The organism is Accumulibacter sp., assembly GCF_023806635.1.
Taxonomy (GTDB): Bacteria; Pseudomonadota; Gammaproteobacteria; order Burkholderiales; family Rhodocyclaceae; genus Accumulibacter.
This window is the reverse complement of record NZ_JAMTDQ010000045.1, coordinates 1-23,902: the sequence shown is the minus strand read 5'-3', so window position 1 is coordinate 23,902 and position 23,902 is coordinate 1. Positions and strand designations below refer to the sequence as shown.

General features: G+C 63.9%; 19 protein-coding genes and 1 pseudogene. All 20 read left to right on the top strand.

Annotated elements, in window-relative coordinates:
* A partial coding sequence (locus NFW30_RS09115; protein WP_295353120.1) for a hypothetical protein occupies nucleotides 1-2,507 on the top strand: 2,507 nt, incomplete at its 5' end.
* Nucleotides 2,508-2,607: 100 nt separating this feature from the next.
* Nucleotides 2,608-3,660 (top strand): type VI secretion system protein TssA, encoded by a 1,053-nt coding sequence (tssA, locus tag NFW30_RS09110; RefSeq protein WP_295353117.1) that lies wholly within the window; start codon nucleotides 2,608-2,610, stop codon nucleotides 3,658-3,660.
* A gap of 63 nt (nucleotides 3,661-3,723) precedes the next feature.
* Nucleotides 3,724-4,236 carry a type VI secretion system contractile sheath small subunit gene (gene tssB, locus NFW30_RS09105; RefSeq protein WP_295353114.1) on the top strand — a complete coding sequence of 171 codons (513 nt, stop codon included), beginning with the start codon at nucleotides 3,724-3,726 and terminating at the stop codon, nucleotides 4,234-4,236.
* Between the two features lie 77 nt (nucleotides 4,237-4,313).
* Nucleotides 4,314-5,807, top strand: coding sequence for a type VI secretion system contractile sheath large subunit (gene tssC / locus NFW30_RS09100; protein WP_295353111.1), 1,494 nt, complete (start codon nucleotides 4,314-4,316; stop codon nucleotides 5,805-5,807).
* Between the two features lie 241 nt (nucleotides 5,808-6,048).
* Entirely contained in the window at nucleotides 6,049-6,537 is a 489-nt protein-coding gene (locus tag NFW30_RS09095; protein ID WP_295353108.1) for a type VI secretion system tube protein Hcp, read from the top strand.
* A 180-nt stretch (nucleotides 6,538-6,717) separates the two neighbouring features.
* Nucleotides 6,718-7,206, top strand: a complete 489-nt coding sequence (locus NFW30_RS09090) for a type VI secretion system tube protein Hcp (RefSeq protein WP_295353105.1) — start codon at nucleotides 6,718-6,720, stop codon at nucleotides 7,204-7,206.
* 47 nt (nucleotides 7,207-7,253) lie between these two features.
* Nucleotides 7,254-8,072, top strand: coding sequence for a type VI secretion system accessory protein TagJ (locus NFW30_RS09085; RefSeq protein WP_295353103.1), 819 nt, complete (start codon nucleotides 7,254-7,256; stop codon nucleotides 8,070-8,072).
* A 2-nt stretch (nucleotides 8,073-8,074) separates the two neighbouring features.
* Nucleotides 8,075-8,581, top strand: a complete 507-nt coding sequence (gene tssE / locus NFW30_RS09080; RefSeq protein ID WP_295353100.1) for a type VI secretion system baseplate subunit TssE — start codon at nucleotides 8,075-8,077, stop codon at nucleotides 8,579-8,581.
* A gap of 13 nt (nucleotides 8,582-8,594) precedes the next feature.
* On the top strand, nucleotides 8,595-10,475 hold the full coding sequence (gene tssF / locus NFW30_RS09075) for a type VI secretion system baseplate subunit TssF (RefSeq protein WP_295353096.1): 1,881 nt from the start codon (nucleotides 8,595-8,597) through the stop codon (nucleotides 10,473-10,475).
* Nucleotides 10,451-11,524, top strand: a complete 1,074-nt coding sequence (gene tssG / locus NFW30_RS09070) for a type VI secretion system baseplate subunit TssG (protein ID WP_295353093.1) — start codon at nucleotides 10,451-10,453, stop codon at nucleotides 11,522-11,524. The genes tssF and tssG overlap by 25 nt, the downstream gene beginning before the upstream one ends.
* Before the next feature lie 13 nt (nucleotides 11,525-11,537).
* Nucleotides 11,538-14,333 carry a type VI secretion system ATPase TssH gene (gene tssH, locus NFW30_RS09065; RefSeq protein WP_295353090.1) on the top strand — a complete coding sequence of 932 codons (2,796 nt, stop codon included), beginning with the start codon at nucleotides 11,538-11,540 and terminating at the stop codon, nucleotides 14,331-14,333.
* Between the two features lie 190 nt (nucleotides 14,334-14,523).
* A complete protein-coding gene (locus NFW30_RS09060; protein ID WP_295353087.1) occupies nucleotides 14,524-14,997 on the top strand; it encodes a hypothetical protein in 474 nt (157 codons plus the stop codon).
* A gap of 216 nt (nucleotides 14,998-15,213) precedes the next feature.
* Nucleotides 15,214-16,605, top strand: a complete 1,392-nt coding sequence (locus NFW30_RS09055) for a tetratricopeptide repeat protein (protein WP_295353084.1) — start codon at nucleotides 15,214-15,216, stop codon at nucleotides 16,603-16,605.
* Nucleotides 16,606-16,710: 105 nt separating this feature from the next.
* The gene (gene tssI, locus NFW30_RS09050; RefSeq protein ID WP_295353082.1) at nucleotides 16,711-18,723 is read left to right on the top strand and encodes a type VI secretion system tip protein VgrG; all 2,013 of its coding nucleotides are present in this window, start codon (nucleotides 16,711-16,713) and stop codon (nucleotides 18,721-18,723) included.
* A 10-nt stretch (nucleotides 18,724-18,733) separates the two neighbouring features.
* Nucleotides 18,734-19,270, top strand: coding sequence for a DUF6484 domain-containing protein (locus NFW30_RS09045; RefSeq protein WP_295353079.1), 537 nt, complete (start codon nucleotides 18,734-18,736; stop codon nucleotides 19,268-19,270).
* A gap of 11 nt (nucleotides 19,271-19,281) precedes the next feature.
* Nucleotides 19,282-20,334: a DUF2169 domain-containing protein gene (locus NFW30_RS09040; RefSeq protein ID WP_295353077.1), complete on the top strand. Its 1,053-nt coding sequence runs from the start codon at nucleotides 19,282-19,284 to the stop codon at nucleotides 20,332-20,334.
* A 1-nt stretch (nucleotide 20,335) separates the two neighbouring features.
* Nucleotides 20,336-21,382, top strand: coding sequence for a beta-ketoacyl synthase N-terminal-like domain-containing protein (locus tag NFW30_RS09035; RefSeq protein WP_295353074.1), 1,047 nt, complete (start codon nucleotides 20,336-20,338; stop codon nucleotides 21,380-21,382).
* Between the two features lie 12 nt (nucleotides 21,383-21,394).
* Complete coding sequence (locus tag NFW30_RS09030; protein ID WP_295353072.1) at nucleotides 21,395-22,249, top strand: DUF4150 domain-containing protein; 855 nt, start codon at nucleotides 21,395-21,397, stop codon at nucleotides 22,247-22,249.
* Between the two features lie 45 nt (nucleotides 22,250-22,294).
* Nucleotides 22,295-23,224 carry a type VI immunity family protein gene (locus NFW30_RS09025; protein ID WP_295353070.1) on the top strand — a complete coding sequence of 310 codons (930 nt, stop codon included), beginning with the start codon at nucleotides 22,295-22,297 and terminating at the stop codon, nucleotides 23,222-23,224.
* 293 nt (nucleotides 23,225-23,517) lie between these two features.
* A pseudogene (locus tag NFW30_RS09020) lies at nucleotides 23,518-23,902 on the top strand (hypothetical protein); the annotation flags it as partial.

The following is a 23,902-nucleotide window of genomic DNA, read 5'->3' as shown; positions in this document are numbered from 1 at the left end:
TCGGCCCGACGACGGTGTCCGGCAACGCCGTGCTGAACGCCGGCGGCGCGGTGACGCAGGACGGCGACGTGCAGGTGACCGGCACGACGGCGATCAACGCCGCCGGCCAGACCGTTCTTCTCGATCGCCTGGCGAACGACTTCACGGGCCGGGTGACGGTCAGCGCCGCGGACGTGACGTTGCGCGACGCGAGCGACCTCAGCCTCACCGGCAGCGTGACGGGCAACCTCATCACCACCACCAGTCAGGCGCTGCTGCTCGGCACGACGACGGTCGGCGGCACGGCCGTGCTGAACGCCGGCGGCGCGGTGACGCAGGATGGCGACGTGCAGGTGACCGGCACGACGGCGATCAACGCCGCTGGCCAGACCGTTCTTCTCGATCGCTTGGCGAACGACTTCACGGGCCGTGTGACGGTCAGCGGCAGGGATGTGAGCCTGCGCGACGCCAACGCACTCGGTCTGGTCGCGAACGTGACGGGCAGACTGACGACGGACGTGGGCGGAAGCATCGACCTGGGGACGACGGTCATTGATGATGACGCAGGCCTCACCGCCTCGGGGACGGTGACGCAGAGTGGCGACCTGACCGTGAAGGGGCGGCTGTGGGTGAACGCTGCCGGACAGGCCGTGACGCTCGATCGGCAAGACAACGACTTTCAACGCCGGGTGACGATCAGCGGGCACGACGTGAAGCTGCGCGACAAGGACGCCCTCGACCTCGCCGCCACGGTCAGCGGTGACCTGACGACGACCAGCCAGGAGCTGAACCTGGGGCCGAGCGTCGTGACGGGCAAGGCCGTGCTCAATGCCGGTGGTTCGCTGACGCAGGATGGCGACGTGCAGGTGACGGGCACGACGACGATCAACGCTGCGCGCCAGAATGTCCTTCTCGACCGTGCCGGGAACGACTTCGGCGGCCGCGTGACGGTTGAGGGGCGCGACGTCAGCTTGCAGGATGCCAGCCTCCTCGACCTCGCAGCCATGACCAGCGGCACCCTGAGCACCTCCAGCCAGGGCCTGTTGCTCGGCACGACGACGGTCGACGGCATCGCGCGCATCAGTTCAAGCGGCGCCGTGACGCAGGATGGCGACGTCGTGTTCAAGGCCACGACGACGATCGACGCGCCAGGTCAGTCGGTCACCCTCATTCGTTCGGGCAACGATTTCGTCCTGCCGTTGACCATCACGGCCGGCGAGACAGCCCTCGGGGACCGTAATCTCCTTGAGGCCCGGCTGGATACGACGAATGCCCAGCTCACGGCCAAGCAGCTCAAGCTCGAAGGGCAAGTCCGCCTTGCAGGCTCGTCGCTGTGGAGCAGCGACACGACGATCGAAGTCGGCAATCTGGATTTCGTAGGTTCAGGTACCGCTCGTCTGGTTTCGAACGGGGATGGGGCCGCCATGCGGACGAACAAGGTCGAGGGCGTTTCGGTGCAGGATGCAGGCGGAACGCCACTCGAACTCTTCATCTACGGTGCGGGAATCTTCCAGAGTGCCGGAACGAGGATCGCCTCCAGCCCCGGCGTGACCCTCAGCTTGGAGGCCGGCAAGGCTTCTATCGACCTGACCGCCGGTGCGAAGGTGGCTGCCAAGCCGGCTGGTCTGGTCGGTCTGATCGAGGCTTTCGCCATTCCCGTCGATGGCCAGGAGATCACGCATCCGGCGAGTGGCACGAACAGGCTGCTCGGGCCCGTGAAGGCAGTCACGAGCACGGACAACGCGCAGACCGGCGGCAGGAAGAGCGTCGTGGCGATCGCCTCGGACACCATCCGCGTAGCGTCAAGTCCGACACCAGCGGTGAACTCGGACACCGTGATGCTCCTCGGACGCCAGATCGAGGGCGGCGGTGGCAGCATCCAGACCTGGGTGGCAGCCACCCAGAGACGTGGCGGCGGCAACATCGCGACCGATCCGGCCGGGGTCAACGACAACGGCGTCTCGATCCTGCCGTCGATCTTCCTGATTGCCGATTCCCCAAGCGGCGCCGGCAACTTCTACTACGGATCGGAATTCTCGCCGATCGCCGTCAGCTTCGGTGGAACGGGCGCTGCCGGCAACAGCACCCTGCAGACCATCGCCCCGTATCCGTTCCGCAAGACGGGTGGGCCCGCGGGTCCGGTGCCGATCTACCTGAGCACGATCAACAATGGCGGTGTCGGACCGACCGGTACCGTGCAGGCATTGCTTGCCCGGCCGGCGGCCGTCGCGCTGTCCGACGTACGTACGGTGGTGATCGACGGCAGGATGGTCGTTGACACGTCGGCCTATCAGTCGATCCAGGCGGCGAACGCGGCGATCCTGAATCAGTTGCGGCTCGAGCAGTTCGAGAGCGGATTCTCGAACGAGAACGTTGCCGCACAGTTGCGCAAGGGCGTGATCACCGAGACGCGTGTCGGCGAGGCTGCGGTCGACAGGTTCCTCGGTGTGGCGGGTGCCGAATCCTGCGATGGCGCCGTTGCCGGCGGAACGCTGAGCTGTGTTGCGGCACCGGATGCGGCAAACTGACCCCGCTCCGGGGCGATGTGGTTGGGCTCGACGCCGGCACGGGAATGCGGTGTGCGGCCGCGAGGCGACATGGGGTCGATGGAGTGATGAGTGATGGAACATGACGCTTGATGTCTGGTTGCAGCCGGTCGCTGGCGAGGACCCATGCGGCGACAACCTGGAATACGATGCCGAGTTCCAGCAGCTCGAGGAGGCGGCGACCGAGAAGCGCGGCGAGGAGTTCGGGCGCGACGGCGGCGATGTCATGCGCATCGAGGGCAAGGCGGCCAACTGGAACGAGGTGCGGACGCTGGCCGAGGGTCTGCTCGCCCGGTCGAAGGATCTGCGGGTGGCGGTGTACCTGACGCGTGCGCTGCTGCATACGCAGGGCTTTTCCGGGATCGCCGACGGTCTGGCGTTGATCAACGGTCTCTTCGAGAAGTTTTGGGAGGGCGTTCATCCGCGGCTCGAGGAGGAGGACCAGGACGCGACGATTCGCGTCAATGCCCTGGTGCCGCTCGGTTCGCTGGATGCGGTGGTGGCCGACGTGCGTGGCAGCATGGTCCTCAAGTCGAGACGCTATGGCCAGCTCGCCGTGCGCGAGATCGAGATCGCGCAGGGCCGGCTGAAGCCGCCGGCCGATGCGCGGGTCCATTCGGAGTCCGAGCTGGGCGTGCTGCTGGCCGCAGCGGTGGAAGAGGATCCCGGAATCCGGCGCGTCGCCGGGCAGGCGCTGGCCAGCCTGAAGGCGGTGACGGCGATCATCTCCGAGCGTGCTGGCGAGTCCGTCGGCGTCGACTTCAAGGCCTTGCAGACGGTCCTGTTCAACGTCGATCAGGCTTTCGCCAGCGCCGTACCCGAGGACCTCGCAGCCGATGCGGCGACGGATGTTGCGAGTGAAGCACCGGGCAGTCCGGATCTGCCCACGGGCAGGGCGCGTGCCGCGGCAGCGGCCGGCGAGATCAGCTCCCGCGAAGACGTGGTGCGAATCCTCGGGCGTTTGTGCGATTATCTCGTTCGGCACGAGCCGACCAATCCGGTGCAGATCCTGCTCCGGCGGGCGCAGCGGATGATGAACATGTCCTTTCTCGAGCTGATGCACGATCTGGCGCCGGATGGCCTCGAACAGGCGGAGACGGTGGTTGGCGAAAAGCTGAACAAGGAAGAGGAATAGCCCTGCGGGTCCGTATTCGGCTCGGCCGGGCGGCGTTTTTGTACCACCTATCGGGAGGCCACAATGGCAGACAGCAGTCAGAAGTTCATCGCGCGCAATCGCGCGCCGCGGGTCCAGATCGAGTACGACGTGCAGGTGGGCGATGCGCAGAAGAAGGTGCAGATTCCGTTCGTGATGGGCGTCCTCGCCGACCTCTCGGGCAAGCCGGCAGACCCCCTGGCGCCGGTCGATCAGCGCCATTTCGACAGCATCGACGTCGACAACTTCGACAGCAGGATGAAGGCGATGAAGCCGCGCCTGGCGTTTCAGGTCCCCAACACACTGACCGGTGAAGGCAACCTCAACGTCGAACTGAGCTTCTCGTCGATGGATGACTTCTCGCCGGCGGCGGTGGCGCGCAAGGTGGACGCTTTGAACAAGCTGCTCACGGCGCGGCAGCAGCTCTCGGCGCTGATCGCCTACATGGATGGCAAGAGCGGTGCTGAGGAGTTGCTGGCCAAGGTGCTGCAGGATCCGGCGCTGCTACAGGCGCTGGCGGCGAACCCGCTGCCACCGGCCGCAGAGGCGGAGGCGTGAGCGCAACGGCTGGCGCGACATGGGCTGCAGCAGTGGTTGTGGCAGGACAACGAATCAGTTCTTGGGAGAAGCTCTGAATGGCAGATACACAAGTTCAATCCGATCTCGCGTCGGGCGCAGTCGTCCTGGAGGGCGGCGATTTTGCCGCCCTCCTGCAGAAGGAGTTCAAGCCGAAGACCGATCAGGCAAGGGACGCCGTCAGCGTTGCCGTGCACACCCTCGCACAGCAGGCTCTGGCGCAGACGAAGCTGATCAGCGACGATGTGGTCAAGTCGATCGAGGCGATCATTGCCGAACTCGACCGCAAGCTCTCGGAGCAGGTCAACCAGATCCTGCACCACGAGGACTTCCAGAAGCTGGAGGGGGCCTGGCGTGGTCTGAGCTATCTGGTAAACAACACGGAAACCGACGAGAATCTGAAAATCAGGGTGATGAACATCTCCAAGACGGATCTCGGCAAGACGTTGAAGCGGTACAAGGGGGTTGCCTGGGACCAGAGTCCGCTGTTCAAGAAGATCTATGAAGAAGAATATGGCGTGCTCGGGGGCGAACCCTTCGGTTGCCTGATCGGCGACTACTTCTTCGACCACGGTGCGCCGGACGTCGAACTGCTCGGCGAGATGTCGAAGATCGCTGCCGCGGCGCATGCACCGTTCATCGCCGGCGTCGCGCCGAGCCTGTTCCAGATGGGTTCCTGGCAGGAACTGTCGAATCCGCGTGACCTGACCAAGATCTTCCAGACCCCGGAGTATGCCGCATGGCGCTCGCTGCGCAACTCAGAGGATTCGCGCTATATCGGGTTGACGATGCCGCGCTTTCTCTCGCGCCTGCCCTATGGCTCAGCGGTCGGCACGCAACCGGTCGAGGAGTTCGACTTCGAGGAGGATACCGGCGCGGCGGACCACCGGAAGTACACCTGGGCGAACGCCGCCTACGCCATGGCGACGAACATCAACCGCGCCTTCAAGCTGTACGGCTGGTGCTCGCGGATTCGCGGTGTCGAATCGGGTGGCGTCGTCGAGAACCTGCCAGTGCACACCTTCCCGACCGATGACGGCGGGGTCGACATGAAGTGCCCGACCGAGATCGCGATCAGCGACCGCCGCGAAGCCGAACTCGCGAAGAATGGCTTCATGCCGTTGATTCACCGCAAGAACACCGACCTCGCGGCATTCATCGGCGCCCAGTCGCTGCAGAAACCGGTCGAGTACGACAATCCGGACGCGACGGCGAATGCCAATCTGGCTGCGCGGCTGCCTTATCTGTTTGCTTGTTGCCGTTTTGCCCACTATCTTAAATGCATGGTGCGCGACAAGATCGGCTCGTTCAAGGAGCGGGCAGACATGGAGCGCTGGTTGCGCGACTGGATCATGAACTATGTCGATGGTGACCCGGCGCATTCGACCGAGCAGACCAAGGCGCGGCGTCCGCTGGCGGCAGCGGAGGTGGTCGTCGAGGAGATCGAGGGCAACCCGGGCTACTACTCGTCGAAATTCTTCCTCCGGCCGCACTACCAACTGGAGGGGTTGACCGTCTCGCTGCGCCTGGTTTCGAAACTGCCGACCAAGTGACGAGTTCGCTTCGTCGGTCAGAGATGTTGCCGTGGTGCTGCCGTGCCGTCAGCCCGGTGCCGGTTTGGGCGTGGCGGCGTCGGCTGCCGCGGCAGCGACTCGCGCGCGTGGCAGCGGTGAGGTTCGGGTAGTCTGGAGTCCCCAGTGTGTCTGCAGCACGCTGGGGAAGCCTGTCTGGTGGTGATGGGGTCCTGCGCGAGCAGGACATGTGGTGTTTGGGCCAACTCTGAAGGAGATAGACATGGCCGTTGATATGTTCATGAAGATCAAGACGATTGAGGGTGAGTCGAGCGACAAGACGCACGCGAAGGAGATCGATGTGCTTGCCTGGAGTTGGGGGATGTCGCAGAGCGGCACCGCGCACATGGGCGGCGGCGGCGGGTCCGGCAAGGTGTCGGTGAACGACCTGTCGTTCACCAAGTACGTCGACAGTGCGAGCAACGCGCTGATGCTCGGTGCCTGCACCGGTGAGCACTTCGATGATGCGGTGCTGGTGATCCGCAAGGCCGGCAAGGAGCCTCTCGAGTACATCAAGCTGACGATGAAGCAGGTGCTGATCAGTTCCGTCAGTACCGGTGGCAGCGGCGGCGAGGATCGCCTGACCGAGAACGTGACGCTGAACTTCGCCGAGTTCAAGTTCGAGTACCAGCCGCAGAATGCGAAGGGCGGCAAGGAAGGTGGCGCCAAGATTGCGGCCTGGAACATCGCGCAGAACGCGGCTGCCGGCTGAGTGCCGCCGCCTTCGGCGCGAGTTGGTGTCGGCGTTCGCGGCAACGGGCGCTTGCGGCGGTGGAGGGCGGATGGCCTTGTGTGACGCGGCGCCGGTGCATGTCCGCACCGGCGCCGCGTTGCCCGGCGCGTGTGCGGTTGCGGCTGGCGGTCGTTGGGGTGGGGACCCGGGAGGTGGCTCATGGCTCTGCGTGACATGTTTCTCAAGATCGACGGCGCCAAGCAGGGGCCGATCAGGGGGGAGGCGAGCGATCCCAAGCACGTGGGTGAGATCGAGGTCATGTCCTGGTCGTGGGGAATGCAGAGCCCGGGCGACCCTTTCGCTGCCGCGACGGCACGGACCTCGTTCGATGTCCTGCGCATCACGAAACGGGTGGACTCGGCGACGACCGCGCTGATGTCGGCGCTGCGTTTCAACGAAATGGTGAAGAAGGCGGTTCTCACCGTGCGCAAGTCCGCGGGTCCCGAAGCGCTCGAGTATCTGACGATCACGCTCGAGCGGGCGCGCATCGTCCAGCATCAGGTGAGCGGCGGGCAGGGGAGCGATTCGGCGGAGCTCAGCGAGGACTTTGCGTTGAGTTTCCAGAAGGTCATGGTGGAGTACGTGCCGCAGGGTCGAACCGGCAGCGGACGGGGCACGACGACCTTCCAGACCGAGATCAATTCCTGACATCGAGCAGAGCAGGGGTCGGCAGACCCGGCGCGAAAGGTTGGAGCATGAATACGAGTTCGTCCGCCGAACAGGCGTTGCGCGAGGGTGATGTCGACCGGGCCCTGCAGCTTCTGCAGGCGAGCGTTCGCAGCCGGCCCGGTGACGCCAGGCTGCGCACCTTTCTCTTCCAGCTGTTGGCGGTCCTCGGCCAGTGGGAGCGGGCACTGGCGCAACTCAACACGGTGGCCGAGCTGCAGGCGGCCGCATTGCCGATGGCGCAGATGTACCGGGAAACATTGCGCTGTGAGTCGCTGCGAGCCGATGTCTTTGCCGGCAAGCGCTCACCGTTGATCCTGGGCGAGCCGGAGACCTGGCTGGCGCTGCTGATCGAATCGCTTCTCACTGCCGGGCAGGGTGACCCGCAGGCAGCAGAGGAGCTTCGCCAGAGGGCGTTCGATCTTGCGCCGGCAACGTCCGGGACGATCAACGGCCAGCCCTTCGCCTGGATTGCCGACGCCGACATGCGTCTGGGCCCGGTCTGCGAAGCGGTGATCAATGGGCACTACTACTGGCTGCCGTTCGAGCGCCTGGCGCATATCGTCATCGACGAGCCAGCCGATCTGCGCGATTCGGTGTGGATGCCGACGCAGTTCCACTTCGCCAATGGCGGTGACGGCGTCGGCGTCATCCCGACGCGTTATCCGGGTTCGGAAAGCCACGCCGACCCGTTGCTGCGCCTGGCGCGCAAGACCGACTGGCAGGAGGTGTCAGCCGGCGTCTTTCATGGCTTGGGGCAGCGTGTGCTGGCGACGGATCAGGGGGATTTCCCGCTGATGGACATTCGCGAGATCGTCATCGCCAGGGACGGCAACGTCGAGGCCTGAGGGTGGCCGAACGCATTCCTCCCGAACGGCTGCAGCCCTCGTTGCTCGACCGGCTGCGCGACGACCAGCGCGGGACGACGAAGGAGCCGCTGGAGGCGCGCGTGCTGTCGAAGAGGCAGTTGCGCGATGACGTCAAGGACAACCTCCACTGGCTGATGAACGCGACGCGACTGTCCGTGTCGACGGACCTGAGCAACTGGCCCGAGATCGAGACTTCGGTCCTCAACTTCGGCCTGCCGGCGTTTTCCGGCGAGACGGCTTCTTCGCTGAATGTCCTCGACCTCGAGAACGCGATACGCGACGCGATCATCTGCTTCGAGCCACGCATCCTGCCGACCAGCCTTGAGGTGACGGCGGACGAGAACGAGAACATGCTCGATTGCCACAACGTCGTCGGTGTGCGCATCTCGGCGCAGGTCTGGGCCCAACCCGTGCCCTTCGAGTTGTTGTTGCGGGCGGAAGTCGACCTCGAGACGGGGCTGGTGACACCGCTGGAACTGCCGCATTGAAGCGTGCCAGAGAATGAATTCGCACTTTCTCGAATACTACGAGCGCGAGTTGCGCCACCTCAGGGCGATGGGGACCGAGTTCGCGGCTGCCTTCCCGAAGATTGCCGGCCGCCTCGACATCGGCGGCTTCGAGATTCGCGATCCGTATGTCGAGCGGCTCCTGCAGGGGACCGCGTTTCTCGCCGCGCGCATCCAGATGAAGCTGGATGCGGAGTTCCCGCGTTTCTCGCATCGACTGCTGGAGATGCTGTATCCGCATTACCTGGCGCCAACGCCGGCGATGCTGGTGGCACAGTTTCAGCCGGTGCTCGCCGACGCCAACCTGGCTGCCGGCAAGGCCGTCGTACCCCGCGGAACGGCGTTGCGCGCCGCTTCCGGCAAGGCTTCGGGGACGAAATGCGTGTTTTCGACCTCGCAGTCAGTGACGCTCTGGCCGGCTGAACTGGTCGAGGCGAGTTATTTCAGTTTTGCCGCCGACCTGCCGCTCTCGCGCCTGCCGCTGGCCAAGCCCTGCAAGGGCGGCTTTCGCCTCAAGTTGCGCTGCACCTCGGGTTTGCGCTTTGCGCAGACGGCGATCGACCGCCTGAGTTTTCATCTCGGCGGCGCCGACGCGGCGTACAGGCTGCATGAACTCCTGGGTACCGCGGTTCTAGGTGCGCTCTGCATCGCCGGTGGTCCGCGATCCGAGTCGTCCTACAGCTTCCTGTCGGCCGACCGGGTGCAGCTCACGGGCTTCGATGACGAGCAGGCATTGTTGCCGGTGCCGGCGCGCAACTTCGGTGGCTATCGTTTGCTGCAGGAGTACTTCAGCCTGCCGCAGCGTTACCTGTTCTTCGACGTGGCGGGCCTCAGCGAAGCCGTGCGGGCGAACAACAGCAACGAACTCGAACTGGTGGTCCTTTTTTCGCGCGGCGAGCCCGGGCTGGAGAAGCTCGTCGACACGACCAACTTCCTGCTGCACTGCTCGCCGGCGATCAATCTCTTCGAGAAGGTGATCGACCGCATCCATCTGACCGACAGTGCGCATGAGTTCCACGTCGTGCCTGACCGGACACGGCCGACCGATTTCGAGCTTTACGATCTGCTCAAGGTCGTCGGCTATGGAACCGGGGCCGACAACGAGCAGGTCTTCCGGCCGTTTTATGCGGACCATCATGCCGCTGAGGGGCAGTCGCAAGGCTATTTCTCGCTGCGGAGGGAACCGCGCCTTCCCTCCGAGAAGCAGCAGCGGGCTGGTACGGCAGGCAGCGGATACCTCGGCAGCGAGGTGTTCCTGTCGCTCGTCGATCCGAACGAAGCACCATACCGGACCGAACTGCGACAGCTTTCGTTGCGTGCCCGCTGCACCAACCGCGACCTGCCGCTGTACATGCATCTTGGCGGCGGCAAGAGCGACTTCTCGCTTGAGATTGCGGCTCCCGTGGAAGCGATCCGCTGCGTCCAGGGACCATCGAAACCGTATCCGGCGGTCGTCGATGGCGCACAGGCGTGGAGCTTCATCAGCCAGTTGTCGCTGAACTACCTTTCCCTGCTCGACACCAGCCCCGAGGAGGGCGCGGCCGCGCTGCGCGAGTTGCTGAGCCTCTACGCGACGACGGCGGACGAGGGCATGCACCGGCAGGTCGAGGGCCTGCGCTCGATCAACTGCGAACAGGTGGTCAGCCGCCTGCCACTGGTCGGCCCGCTGTGCTTCGGCCGCGGGATCCGGATCGGCCTCGAGATCGATGAGTTGTGTTTCGAAGGCGGCAGCGTTTTCCTGCTCGGCAGCGTGTTGGAGCGTTTTCTGGCGCGCCACGTCAGCATCAACAGCTTTACCGAAACCGTGCTGCGCACAGTCAGGCGCGGTGAGATCATGCACTGGCCGGCAAGATGCGGACTGCGACCGATTCTGTAGAGCGCCTGCAGGCTCTCTTCGCGGCCATCGCGCGCGAGCCCTGGGCGTGGAGTTTCTATCAGGTGCTGCGGCGCATCGATTGCCTGTGCCAGGATTCGCCGCGCATCGGCACCGCCGACCTGCCCCGGCACGAGGCGATTCGGCTTGGGCAGGAGCCCGCGCTGTCGTTTGCGCCCGCCAGCCTGTCGTCTTTCGTCAGCACCGAGAAGGGTCTGCCGCCGCGGCTCGAGGTTCGCTTTTTCGGTCTCTTCGGTCCCAACGGACCGTTGCCGCTCTACCTCACCGAGTATGCGCTGGGCCGCATGCGGCACCACAACGATCCGACGCTGGCGCGCTTCGCCGACCTCATCCACCACCGCTTCCTGAGCCTGTTCTACCGCGCCTGGGCACAGGCACAGCCCTGCGTCAGTCTCGACCGGCCGGCCGAGGATCGTTTCGGCGCCTACCTTGGATCGCTGGCGGGGATCGGCCTGCCGGCATGGCGCGATCGCGATGCCTTGCCCGATTTCGCCAAGCTGCACCACGCGGCGCTATTCAACCGGCAGGTGCGCAATGCGGAAGGGCTGGCGATGCTGGTGGCTGGATTCTTCTGCCTGCCGGTGGCAGTCGAGCAGTTCGTCGGTCACTGGATGAAGATCCCGCGGCACGATCGCACCCGTCTCGGAGTCGCAAGGCATTGCCTGGGGCGCAGCGCCGTCGTCGGCAGGCGGGTCTGGGATCGCCAGCACAAGTTCCGCCTGCGCGTCGGACCGATGGGCTTGCAACGCTATGTTGGGTTGTTGCCGGGCGGCCAGGCGATCGCCGAACTGGAAGCCTGTGTGCGCAACTACGCCGGTCTGGAGTACGCCTGGGACGCGCAATTGCTGCTGCACGCGGCGGAGGTGCCGGCGTTGAAGCTCGACGGGGCCTGTCGATTGGGCTACACGACATGGCTGGGAAAGCGTGGCAGCGATGCCCCCGCCGACGATCTGGTGCTCGATGTGGAAATGGCGCTGCAGCGCCACCGGTCGGCGACAGCGGCAACGAACCGCCGTAGCAGCAATTCTTGACGAGGAAAGAAGAATGAGTGAAATCAGCCGGGTGGCGCTTTTCGGCAAGCTGAACAGCCTCGGCTACAAGGCCATCGAGGGGGCGACGGTGTTCTGCAAGCTGCGCGGCAATCCCTACGTCGAACTGGTGCACTGGATCGAGCAGATCCTGCAGACGCAGGATTCCGACCTGCACCACATCGTCCGGCACTTCGAAATCGACACCGGCAAGCTGGCAGCCGACATCACCGCCGCTCTCGATCGCCTGCCGCGCGGTTCGACCTCGATCTCCGACCTGTCGGCGCAGGTCGAGAACGTCGTCGAGCGGGGATGGGTCTATGGCTCGCTGATGTATCGCGAGACGCAGGTGCGGACCGGACATCTCCTCATCGGCGCGCTGAAGACCTCGTCCCTGCGCAACTCGCTGTTCGCCATTTCGCGCCAGTTCGAGCGCGTTCGCGCCGATACCCTGACCGACGAGTTCGCCCGCATCGTCGCCGGTTCTCCGGAGGAACTGCTGTTCGCCAGCGATGGCTCAGGGCGCGGGGCCGCTCCCGGCGAGGCGAGCGGCGCCATCGCGCCGGCCGAGATGGGCAAGCAGGAAGCACTCAAGCGTTTCACGGTCGATCTCACGGCGCAGGCGCGCTCCGGCAAGATGGACCCGATCGTCGGTCGCGACGAGGAGATCCGCCAGGTGGTCGATATCCTGATGCGCCGCCGCCAGAACAATCCGATCCTGATCGGCGAAGCGGGTGTCGGCAAGACGGCTGTGGTCGAGGGTTTTGCGCAGCGCATCGTGCGCGGTGACGTGCCGCCGAGCCTGCGGGGCGTCGAACTGCGCACGCTCGACGTCGGCCTGCTGCAGGCCGGCGCCAGCATGAAAGGCGAGTTCGAGCAGCGCCTGCGGTCGGTGATCGACGAGGTGCAGGCGAGTGCCAGGCCGATCATCCTGTTCATCGACGAGACGCACACGCTCGTCGGCGCCGGCGGCGCGGCGGGGACCGGCGATGCCGCCAATCTCCTGAAACCGGCGCTGGCGCGCGGCACCCTGCGGACGATCGGCGCCACGACCTTCGCCGAGTACAAGAAATACATCGAGAAGGATCCGGCACTGACCCGCCGCTTCCAGTCGATCCAGGTCGCCGAGCCCGGTGAGAAGAAGGCGACGCTGATGATGCGCGGCGTGGCGGCGATCATGGAGAAGCACCATCAGGTGCAGATCCTCGACGAGGCGCTCGAGGCCGCGGTCAAGCTCTCGCACCGCTACATCCCGGCGCGGCAGTTGCCCGACAAGTCTGTGAGCCTGCTCGACACCGCCTGCGCACGCGTCGCGGTCAGCCTGCATGCGACGCCCGCCGAGGTGGACGACAGCCGCCGGCGGATCTCGGCGCTGGAAACCGAACACGAGATCATCGCGCGCGAGAAGGATATCGGTATCGATGTCGCCGAGCGCGAGGCGCAGGTCGCAGCCGGGCTGAGCGCGGAAAGGCTGCGGCTGCAGGAGGTCGAGCGTCGCTGGGAGCAGGAGAGGGCGCTGGTCGATGAACTGCTCGCCTTGCGTGCCCGGCTGCGGAGCGCGTCGCAGGCGGCCGGGGCAGCGTCGGGCGCGGCCGGCCCGGCGGTCGCGGCCGACGCCGCGGCGAGGGCCGGGACGGCTGCGGCCGAAGCAGCAGCGGACGAGGCCGCAGCGACAGCCGGGACCACCACTGCCGAAACACCGGCGGACGACGCGACGGCGGATCGCCAGACGCTCCTGGCGCGTCTCGATGAGGTGCAGCGGCAACTGGGCGAGCTGCAGGGCGAGCACCCGCTGATCCTGCCGACGGTCGACTACCAGGCGGTGGCGAGCGTCGTCGCCGACTGGACGGGGATTCCGGTTGGCCGCATGGCGCGCAACGAGATCGAGACCGTGCTCAGGCTGCCGCAGATCCTGGCGCAGCGGATCATTGGCCAGGATCACGCGATGGAGATGATCGCCCGCCGCATCCAGACCTCGCGCGCCGGACTCGACAACCCGAACAAGCCGATCGGCGTCTTCATGCTCGCCGGCACCTCGGGGGTGGGCAAGACCGAGACCGCGCTGGCGCTGGCCGAGGCGCTCTACGGTGGCGAGCAGAACGTGATCACCATCAACATGAGCGAGTACCAGGAGGCGCATACGGTGTCCACGCTCAAGGGGGCGCCGCCGGGCTACGTCGGCTACGGCGAAGGCGGCGTGCTGACCGAGGCCGTGCGGCGGCGGCCATACAGCGTCGTGCTGCTCGACGAGGTGGAGAAGGCGCATCCGGACGTGCACGAGGTGTTCTTCCAGGTGTTCGACAAAGGCTGGATGGAGGATGGCGAAGGCCGCGTCATCAACTTCAAGAACACGCTGATCCTGCTGACAACCAACGCCGGTTCGGAGCTGATCACCAGCCTGTGCAAGGATCCGGATCTGATGCCGGACGCCGAAGGGATGGCGAAGGCGCTGCGCGAGCCGCTGCTGAAGGTGTTTCCGCCGGCTCTGCTCGGCCGGCTGGTGGTAATCCCCTACTACCCGCTCAACGACCAGATGATCGGCGCGATTGCCCGCCTGCAACTCGGCCGCATCGAAGAACGCGTCCGCGCCAATCACCGCATTCCGTTCACCTACGATGATTCCGTCGTCAAGCTGATCGCCAGCCGCTGCACCGAACTCGAGAGCGGCGGGCGGATGATCGACGCGATTCTCACCAACACCATGCTGCCGCGGATCAGCGCCGAGTTTCTCACCCGCATGCTCGAAGGCAAGCCTGTCGAGCGTGTGCATGTCGGTGTCGAGGGGGAGGATTTTCAGTACGGGTTTGAGTAGATCGCTTGACCGAGACGATCGCCAAGGGTGGTCGGGATGAGATGCCTCGCGGGTGGTGAGGCGGGCGCAGGAGCTGTAGAACTGTTTGAAAGGACTGCCGATGGAGTCAAGCGAATCATGAGACGACAGGAAGCAATCGCAATTCGAAAGAATTTCCTTCTGTGATGCAGGCGCTACATGGGAGTTGGTAATGGAACTGGGTTCAGCATGGAGTCTGGTCAGACTGGTCAGCAGCGGAATGAACGCCGTCGGCGTGAATACAGGGCCTTTGGGAGCTGCAGTGGGCGGCCCTGTCGGGGTCGCTGTGACCTCAGCGTTTCTTGTCAAGAAGTGGGTGGATTCCAGCGCAGCAAAGATGCTGGAGCTGGTGCGGCAACGCGAGGCGTGTGCGCATATCGAGATGCTGGAGGGTGCTCCGCCGACGCCCAGTGCCGTTGAGTACGTGTCCCGGAATGCGGGTATGGCATGGAGATTTGGTGAGTCAGCGCTGTATTTCTGGCATCCGGAAGCGAGCTTCAAGCCTCTGGTATTCAACTGGGCGCTGGTGCCAGGCAAGAGCGGCGTTGATCTGGTGCGCGACAGCCGTGAGTATGACGCGGCTGTCAGTCGTCCGATCGCCGGCTATGGCTGCAGCAGGTGCCGTGCTGTGAACGCGCAGCGATGATGCGGCACGAGGTCGACTTCAGGCCGGGTGTTGATTCGCCGAAGGGGTGCCTGCAGGTTGCGTCAGGCAGTCATCTACAGGACCTGGTCCATTGGCGCCTGCTCGACAGCGGTTGCGCGGTCGAGGCGATCACGAGCGGGTTGATGTCGGCGCGTAGCCCGGACGACAGGCGAGCTTCTGGCTGGTTCTTGCCGTACCCTCCATATTGAGCAGGCAATGGTCGAGACACCGTCCCTCGCGATCGATCCAGACCGGCCGCCGGAGATGGGCGTTGGAGATGCCATCGCCTACGCGATTCAGCTCCATCGGCGCCATCAGCTCGACGGTGCCGAGGCGCTGTATGGCCGTGTTCTCGAAGCCGCGCCCGGGCATCCGGATGCGCTGCATTTCCTCGGCCTGCTGCGGTTCCAGCGGGGCCGGGCCGAGGAGGCGGTGGCGCTGCTCCTGCAGGCGATTGCGCAGGCGCCCGACTTTCCCGATGTCCACGGCAATCTCGGCAACCTGTACACCGCGGTCGGCAGGCTGGCGGAAGCCGAGGCGAGCTATCGCCGCGCCATCGCGCTCGACCCGCAGCGCGCCGATTTCCACAACAACCTCGGCGTCCGGTATCGCGTGACGGGTGACCAGGAGCGTGCGGAAGCCGAACTGAAGCGTGCGGTGGAACTCGACCCCGGGCATTTTCGTGCCTACAACAACCTGGGCATGCTCTATGCCGCCCAGGACAAGCCGCAGCTGGCGGTGGAGCACTACTGCCGGTCGATCACCCTGATGCCCGAGCACCCGGATGGACACAAGCTGCTCGGCCTGGCCTATTACACCATCGGACAGATCGATGAGGCGGCCGAGGTCTTCCGCCAGTGGCTGGTGCAGCAGCCGGACGATCCGCTTGCACGCCACATGTACGCTGCCTGCTCTGGCCACGATGTTCCGGCGCGCGCTGCCGACGACTACATCGTGCAGACCTTCGACAGCTTTGCCGAGAGCTTCGAGGAGCAGTTGCAGACGCGGCTTTCGTACAAGGCACCGGAACTGGTCGTTGCGGCACTGAGGCGGTATCTGCCGCCGCCGGCGCGGCAGTTGCAGGTGCTTGACGCGGGCTGTGGCACCGGCCTGTGTGGTCCGCTGATCAGCAGCCACGCTGCCCACCTGACCGGTGTCGACCTGTCGGTGGGAATGCTGCAACGGGCCGAGGGGAAGGCCTGTTACGACCGGCTCTACCGGATGGAACTGACTGCCTTCCTCGATCTGCCGGAGCAGGCAGGCGCCTGGGATGTCGTTCTCTCGGCCGACACACTGTGCTACTTCGGTCCGCTCGATGGGGTCTGCGCGGCAGCAGGCCGGGCGCTGCGCGCAGGCGGCTGGCTGGCGTTCTCGGTCGAGGACGGCGGCGAGCGGGCACTGGCGGCCGGTCATCTGATCAACCCGCACGGGCGCTACGCGCACAGCGCCGGTTACGTCCGCAAATGCCTCGACGACGCCGGTTTCGCTGTCCTCGAACTGCAGCCGGCAACCCTGCGAACCGAGGGTGGGCGTCCCGTGGTCGGGCTGATCGTCGTCGCACAGGCGGGCCGGGCCGGCGGCAGCGGGGAGAAATCGCGCACGCCATGATCTGACGGGAGCGGAATCGGACTGCATGCGCTATCATGCGCTTGCAGTGGTCCGGGAGGAAATGCGGAGGACGCGATGGTCCAGGCGACAGTGGCAAGAAGACTGGTGAAGGTTGTCACCGCGCTCAAGGACGACCTGTCGTTCATGGCCCTGGATGGCAGCGATGGCCTGTCGCGCAACGGTGAGTTCCGCGTTTCCGTCCTCTCGGCGCGCGGTGACATCAAGGCGGACGAGTTGCTCGGCAGGAATGTGTCGGTCGTGCTGACCACGCCACGTGCCACACAGCGTGAATTCAATGGTCTCGCAGCCGCTTTCTTCCAGCTTGGCGCAGAGGGGCGGTACCACCGTTACCTGATCGTCGTCCGGCCGTGGACCTGGCTGCTGACGCGCACCAGCGACTGCCGGATCTTCCAGGACAAGACGGTGCGCGAGGTGATCGAGGATGTTTTCAAGGAGCATCCTTACGCCGACTTCGAGTTCAAACTGACGGCCAGTTACCGGCAGTGGTCCTATTGCGTGCAGTATCGGGAAACCGACTTCAACTTCATCGCCCGGCTGATGGAGCAGGAAGGCATGCATTTTTTCTTCCGCCACGCGCAGGGAAAACACACACTGGTGATTGCCGACGGGCCGTCGGCACACGTGGCGGCAAGCCGCTACGAGTCCGTGCCCTATCTCGATCCGGAGGCGGTCAATGCCCGGCAGGAGGAGGGTGTTCGGCAGTGGTCGCATGGCTGCGAGATCCAGCCGACGAGTTACGTGACGCGGGATTTCAACTTCGAGAAGCCACGCGCGGACATGCAGGCGGACGCGGCCCCGGCGCGCTCTCTGGGTCACGACTACAAGGACCAGTTGGAGATCTTCGACTATCCGGGTGAATACGACGAGCCGGGCGAGGGCCAGCAATACGCACGCCTGCGCGTCGAGGAACTGCGTCACCAGTTCGATGTGTTCAATGGTGAAAGCAATGCGCATGGGTTGGTCAGCGGCGGGGTGTTCAAGCTTGCCCGTCACCCGCGCACCGATCAGAACCAGGAGTACCTAATCGTCGCTGCCGACTATCAGCTCGAAGAGAGTCCGCACGAGTCGGCCAGGGCTGATGACGAGGTTTTCAGCGTTCGCTTGCGTGCGATTCCATCGGCGCAGACGTTCCAGCCGCCGCGGCTGACGCCGAAGCCTGCGGTCCAGGGGCCACAGACCGCCATCGTCGTCGGCGCACAGGGCGACGAGATCTACACCGACAAATACGGACGGGTGAAGGTGCAGTTTCACTGGGATCGCTATGGCCAGGCTGACGAGAACAGCTCGTGCTGGATTCGCGTGGCGCATCACTGGGCAGGCCAGAACTGGGGGATGGTGGCGATTCCGCGGGTCGGCCAGGAGGTGATCGTCGACTTTCTCGAGGGCGATCCCGATCGGCCGATCATTACCGGGCGCGTGTACAACGCCGACCAGATGCCGCCGTACGACCTGCCCGCCAACATGACGCAGACCGGAATCAAGACACGTTCCAGCAAGGGTGGTGGTGTCGAGAATTTCAACGAGATTCGTTTCGAGGACATGACCGGCAGCGAACACCTGCTGATCCACGCCGAGAAGGACCAGATGATCGAGGTCGAGAACGACGAGACGCACTGGGTCGGGCATGATCGGACGAAGACGATCGACAACGACGAGACCACGCTCGTCCAGCATGATCGCACCGAAACGGTTCTCAACAACGAGACGATCACCATTGGTGCCGACCGCACCGAGACGGTCGGCCAGAATGAGACCATCACGGTCGCGCTGATGCGCACGCGTGCCGTCGGGGTCAATGAAGCGATCGCCATCGGCGCCGCGCAGGAGGTGGTCGTGGGCGCCAGCCGGGTTCTTGCCGTCGGGGTTGATCAGTCGACGAGCGTAGGCAACAACGACTCGCTCAAAGTGGGCAAGAATCTGGTGATCGATGCCGGCGATTCCGTGACGATCAAGACTGGAAGCGCCAGCATCACGATGAAGAAGGACGGTACCATTACCATCAAGGGCAAGGACATCACGATCAATGGCTCGGGCAAGATCAACGTCAAGGCGAGCAGCGATGTGGTGATCAAGGGCAGCAAGGTTGGAGTCAACTAGGGAACCAGACATGGGCAGGCGCGAAGATCCGTTCGAACCACTGGTGGAAAAGCTGGCCAATGACGAGTTCGCCGTCGTGCAGCGAGGAAGAACGGAACCTCGCGCGCAGCGTGCTCTCTCCGCGGAGGTCACTACAGCGCGTTTGCATGGCTTTGACCTCGAAGATCGGCCGCTGATTGACTCCTTGCCGCAACTTCCGGGTGAGGTCTTGGCAGCGCGATCCACCGTTCCGCTGCGGCGAGCAATGGTCGGATCCGATGTGGTCGTAGCTCTGGAGTCGGGGAGTCCGCTGCGGCCCATCATACTTGGCGTGCTGCAACAGCAGTTGAACCCGCTCCCGGAGCAACCCGAAGCGGTCCGGCAGGTCGCGATACAGGCCGACGGCGACCGTTACGTGGTAACGGCAGAGCGTGAGATCGTCCTGCGCTGTGGCGACGCGAGCATCACGCTGACACGAGCCGGTAAAGTCATCATCAAGGGCAACTATATCCTCAGCCGCTCGACCGGGTACAACAAGATCAAGGGTGCGGCAATCGATATCAACTAGGCGCAGCGCACATGTGGCAAGTCGATAACCGAACGCCCTTCGCCGCCGAACGCGGGTGGGTCCGCGATCGAGATGGTGCGGAGGTTTGGCTGGTCGCGGTGAAAGCGACATTCGACATCCTCCCGGATGGTTCGACCATCCCGTCGCAGGAACAGCCACCAGTGCTGCGCGCGCCCGAGTACCACGGCGAGCCGGGCAAGAGCAGCATCAAGTACGAAGCCGATCTCGTACTGACCAAGAAGACCACGGACGTGCTGGTGGTCGGACATGCTTACGCACCGGGCGGCAGAGCGGTCTCGGAACTGGATGTCGGATTCAAGGTGGGGCCTGTGCAGAAGACTCTCCGGGTCTTCGGCGACCGGATTTGGGGAAGCTCGGGGCCAAGCGAGGCGCAAACCTTCGTCAGGCTGCCGCTCGTATATGAGCGGGCGTTCGGCGGCGTGGACGGGCTCTCCGAAAACCCTCAAGCCGACTGGGACTGGCGCAACCCCGTGGGGACCGGCTTCGCAGTGGAGAAGTCGCATCTCGACGATCGCCTGCTGCCCAACATCGAGTACCGGGACGCCCGTTTCATTGAATGGAATGATCGCCCACCCCCCGCCGGCTTCGGCGCAATCGCCGGGCACTGGCAACCGCGCGCCGGGCTGGCAGGCACCTACGACGACGAGTGGATGAGTACACGCCAGCCATTGTTGCCGGAGGACTTCGATGACCGTTTCTTCCAGTGCGCGCCTGTAGATCAGCAGGCTCCCGATTTTCTGCGCGGCGGCGAACCGGTCGTGCTCTACCGACTGACGCCGGGAGGCGATCTGCGCTTCCTTCTGCCCAAGGTTTATCTGGGCTTCGAGACTCGTTTCTACGATGGCAGTCGCGAGATCCACAGGACACGCAAAATGCACTCGGTGATTCTGCAACCTGATGTCCCGCGGGTTTCCATGGTGTGGCACTCGGCCCTGCCGTCCCACTTCAAGGTGCAGAAGCTGGAACGTACCATCGTCACGCTAAAGACGCTTCTCAATGGCGATGGGTCTGAAGCGATGGAAGAGGAACTGGAACTGGCCTGACATGGAAGCCCAACCCGTCTACGTCGCCTGTCTCGGTGCCTCGACCCCGGTCGGCCGCTGTGCGTGGTCGAGCGCGGCGGCCGTACGGGCGGGCGTCGCCGGCTTCGGGCAGCATCCCTACATGATCGACACCGCGGGTGAGCCCATGCGGGTGGCTCGGGCGCCCTGGCTCGATATCGGGGTGACAGGTGTCGACAGGTTCGAGGCTTTGCTGCATCCTGCAATTGACCAGGCGTTGGAGCCGATCCTTGCGCGTCCGCACGAGGCTCTGAACATCGCCATTGCGTTTGGCCTGCCGGCGCCGCGGCCGGGTTTGCCGGAGGACTTGCAGAAGCAACTGGTCAGGCGTTGCGCCCGGAAGTACAACGGTACCTTTCGTGCGGCGGCTTCCTTTCCTGTCGGCCATGCCAGTGGCTTGCTCGCGCTCGATGCCGCAACGACGAAGCTCACGAGCGGGGAACTCGATGCCTGCGTTCTTGCCGGTGTGGATTCTTATATCGATCCGGAAACCCTGGAATGGCTGGAGGCATGCGATCAACTTCACGGGGCTGGTCCGCTGAACAATGCCTGGGGCTTCATTCCGGGAGAGGGCGCCGGCTCAGTTCTGTTGATCCGCGAGGAGACTATCCGGCGGCTGCAGTTGGAGCCTCTGGCGCAGGTACTGGGTGTCGGCAAGGGATTCGAGCCCAAACGCATCAAGACCGAGACGGTGTGCATCGGAGAAGGGCTGACCCAGACCTTTCGCTCAGCGCTGGCCAAGCTGCCCGACGGAGCCCGCGTCACCGACGTCTATTGCGACATGAATGGCGAGCCCTATCGGGCTGACGAATACGGCTTTACCTGTCTGCGGACGAAGGAAGCCTTCGAAGCTTCATCCTACTTCATCGCGCCGGCAGACTGCTGGGGAGACGTTGCCGCGGCGAGTGGCCCGCTTCATGTCGGGCTAGCAGTCATTGCCGGCGCAAAGGGCTACGCCAACGGGCCCTATGCCTTTGTTTGGGCGGGCTCCGAGGGCGGTGAGCGCGGGGCCGCGTTGCTAACCATGTAGCGGATAGCTCAGATGCCGGTCACGATCAAGGTCAATGGCGTTGCCAACTCGCTGGTCCACAAGGGCAGCAACGGCGTTTCCATCGCAACGATCCCGGACGTGTGCAAGACGCCGTCGCCAGGCGGTCCGGTGCCGATTCCCTATCCCAATATCTCGCAGTCGGCTACCCTGGCCAAGGGCACTACCACAGTCAAGGCCGACGGCGGCATGATGATCGCGATCAAGGGGTCCGAGTTCTCACTGTCTAACGGTGACAACGCTGGCGTTGCTGGCGGAGTGAAGTCCTCCACCTTCATGAAGGAGTCCACTTGGATTTTGTATTCGTTTGACGTGAAGATGGACGGCAAGAATGCCTGCCGGTTGACTGACAAGAAGTTCCAGAATCATGAGAATACGGTGAATTTGGGGGGCGTCTTCAACCCTCCCGTAAGTCTTCAGTTGTCGGATCGTGAGCAAGAAATCGGAGATGCACTCTGTAAAGAATTCTGCAAGAAGCTGAGAGAAGGATTCAATCGTCCGAAGAAGGGTCGTGTTAGTTGGCGTAAGAAGGACAGCATTAGCGAAACGCGTCATTGGTCAAACGAGTTGGAGGAGAAACTCAACAAGATTCAGAGTAGAGACCCATGGAAAAAACTTTGCGTGGACTTCCCCTGCCACTCCCCGACCTATGGCGCCGGGCTTGCCATTCCGGATGCAGTTATGGTTGCCAGGCACACTAATGGACGACCGATCACCGGTCAAGCGGACCGCATTTTCGACTTCAAGTTCCCCGGAGATCGGTTTCGCGGCGATCAACGGAAGATCATGATCAACATGTGCCACGGGAAGCGTCCAGTCGAAATCAGCTCGAAAACGTGCGCGTGCTGAATGATCTCCGCATTAACGCGCCCGCGGCAACAGGAAGCACATGTCATGTCGATCAGTTTTCCCGAGAACCTCTCCTTTGCCGACGAAGAAGGCGTTTATATGCGTTGCTGTCTCGACCTTACGCTTTACTGGACGGCGTCGCTCTTCGACATCGCTAGCGGATTGAAGCACTTTTACCGCCGATCGCTGGATCTGATCGGGCCGCAAGTCGCCTTCTACGAGACTGAGGCCATGGCGGGTGCGAGAAGAATCAAGAGCAATACGCTTGACATGCTTGAACAATGGTTAAGTGAGAAAAAGAGCAGGCGGCACATCTACATGCTGACGCTGCATGGCGGCGATACGCCCAACAACCCGTCGGACTGTGCATTGATCCTCAATCATAACGAACAGGAAGGCGAGCGAGCCGGTGCGGTTCGACTGCTACTCCCCGTAGAGCGGTTTAAAGACGATTGGGATGGTCTGGTGTCTGTTGCACGAGTTCTTACCCAACCCTTGGAGTTTATGTCGGGTCATTGCGGATTTGGCCTGAGTTGGGACGAGAAGGGCGACCGCGCGGTCGATGCTGTTGCACTCTTTCCCTTCATTGCCAGACGCTTTCCGGGCATCGATATCCCTGACTTGGACGTTACTCTATACGCTATAGCGCACGCGGCTCGACCCGCGATCAAGACCGTCAACTGGCTAACGTTCCTGGGAACGCCGTTAGTCGAGTACTTGGGCGGCACCGAACGCCTTGTCGCAAGGTTAGGGCCCGTATGCAAAGTTCAGAGGCTCGACTTTGGCATCATGATTCAGGCGGGAATGGGGCCGGATATCGGCGATCGCAACCGCGGAGATATCTTGGAGACATATCACCGGGTGGGACGCCTGCTTACCGGAACTCGCGTTACGGCACACCCCGAACTTGTTGGTTGTTCGGGGTCGGGGAACGAGGAGCTAACAGCAGAATGGCTGGCGCGGTTTGACGATTGAGCGCGCTGCGACGCAAGGCGTAGAGATGTGGTGCGACATCCGGACCAACGGAAATAGGAAACGGAAATAGGAAACGGAAATCGGAAACGGAAATCGGAAACGGAAATCGGAAACGGAAATCGGAAACGGAAATAGGGGCAGCCCTGAAGCATGACCCCCGAAAGCCAGTGATCGCAAGGCTTTGCGGCCGCTGCGAAACTAAATCTTTCGCACTGGGGGGCTAAACAATTTTTCGCGGCTTTGGCAGAATAGCTGGAGGCCAACAGTTTCAGGTTTCCGGTGAAGGTTCTGCGATGGATGTGATGATGTCGGGCAGTTGGGTGCACTGCGGTCGGGAGTTCAGTGCGCGCGAGGTTGCCGACATCTGCGCGACGGTGGCGTGGCTGCCGGGTTTGGCGCGCAGCGAACTGGCGGCGACATTGTGCGAGCATCTGGGCTGGGTGACGCTGACGGGGACGGCGAAGACCGGCGCCTGCCTGGAGTTCCTGCAGCGCCTGCAGGCGGCAGGCCTGCTCGTCCTGCCTGCCCAGCGAGCCAAGCGGGCCAACCGACCGACGCCACGCAGCCCGGCGCCACCGCGCACTGCTGTCGAAGGGTTAAATAGGGGACAGACCCCGTTTTGTGGGTTTACTCCGTTTTGTGTGGAACGAGGGCCATCTGGGCGAACGGCGGGGTGGG

Coding starts and splice junctions, on each gene's coding strand:
- tssA (WP_295353117.1), top strand. CDS start 2,608: ATGACGCTTGATGTCTGGTTGCAGCCGGTCGCTGGCGAGGACCCATGC.
- tssB (WP_295353114.1), top strand. CDS start 3,724: ATGGCAGACAGCAGTCAGAAGTTCATCGCGCGCAATCGCGCGCCGCGG.
- tssC (WP_295353111.1), top strand. CDS start 4,314: ATGGCAGATACACAAGTTCAATCCGATCTCGCGTCGGGCGCAGTCGTC.
- NFW30_RS09095 (WP_295353108.1), top strand. CDS start 6,049: ATGGCCGTTGATATGTTCATGAAGATCAAGACGATTGAGGGTGAGTCG.
- NFW30_RS09090 (WP_295353105.1), top strand. CDS start 6,718: ATGGCTCTGCGTGACATGTTTCTCAAGATCGACGGCGCCAAGCAGGGG.
- NFW30_RS09085 (WP_295353103.1), top strand. CDS start 7,254: ATGAATACGAGTTCGTCCGCCGAACAGGCGTTGCGCGAGGGTGATGTC.
- tssF (WP_295353096.1), top strand. CDS start 8,595: ATGAATTCGCACTTTCTCGAATACTACGAGCGCGAGTTGCGCCACCTC.
- tssG (WP_295353093.1), top strand. CDS start 10,451: ATGCGGACTGCGACCGATTCTGTAGAGCGCCTGCAGGCTCTCTTCGCG.
- tssH (WP_295353090.1), top strand. CDS start 11,538: ATGAGTGAAATCAGCCGGGTGGCGCTTTTCGGCAAGCTGAACAGCCTC.
- NFW30_RS09060 (WP_295353087.1), top strand. CDS start 14,524: ATGGAACTGGGTTCAGCATGGAGTCTGGTCAGACTGGTCAGCAGCGGA.
- NFW30_RS09055 (WP_295353084.1), top strand. CDS start 15,214: ATGGTCGAGACACCGTCCCTCGCGATCGATCCAGACCGGCCGCCGGAG.
- NFW30_RS09045 (WP_295353079.1), top strand. CDS start 18,734: ATGGGCAGGCGCGAAGATCCGTTCGAACCACTGGTGGAAAAGCTGGCC.
- NFW30_RS09040 (WP_295353077.1), top strand. CDS start 19,282: ATGTGGCAAGTCGATAACCGAACGCCCTTCGCCGCCGAACGCGGGTGG.
- NFW30_RS09035 (WP_295353074.1), top strand. CDS start 20,336: ATGGAAGCCCAACCCGTCTACGTCGCCTGTCTCGGTGCCTCGACCCCG.
- NFW30_RS09030 (WP_295353072.1), top strand. CDS start 21,395: ATGCCGGTCACGATCAAGGTCAATGGCGTTGCCAACTCGCTGGTCCAC.
- NFW30_RS09025 (WP_295353070.1), top strand. CDS start 22,295: ATGTCGATCAGTTTTCCCGAGAACCTCTCCTTTGCCGACGAAGAAGGC.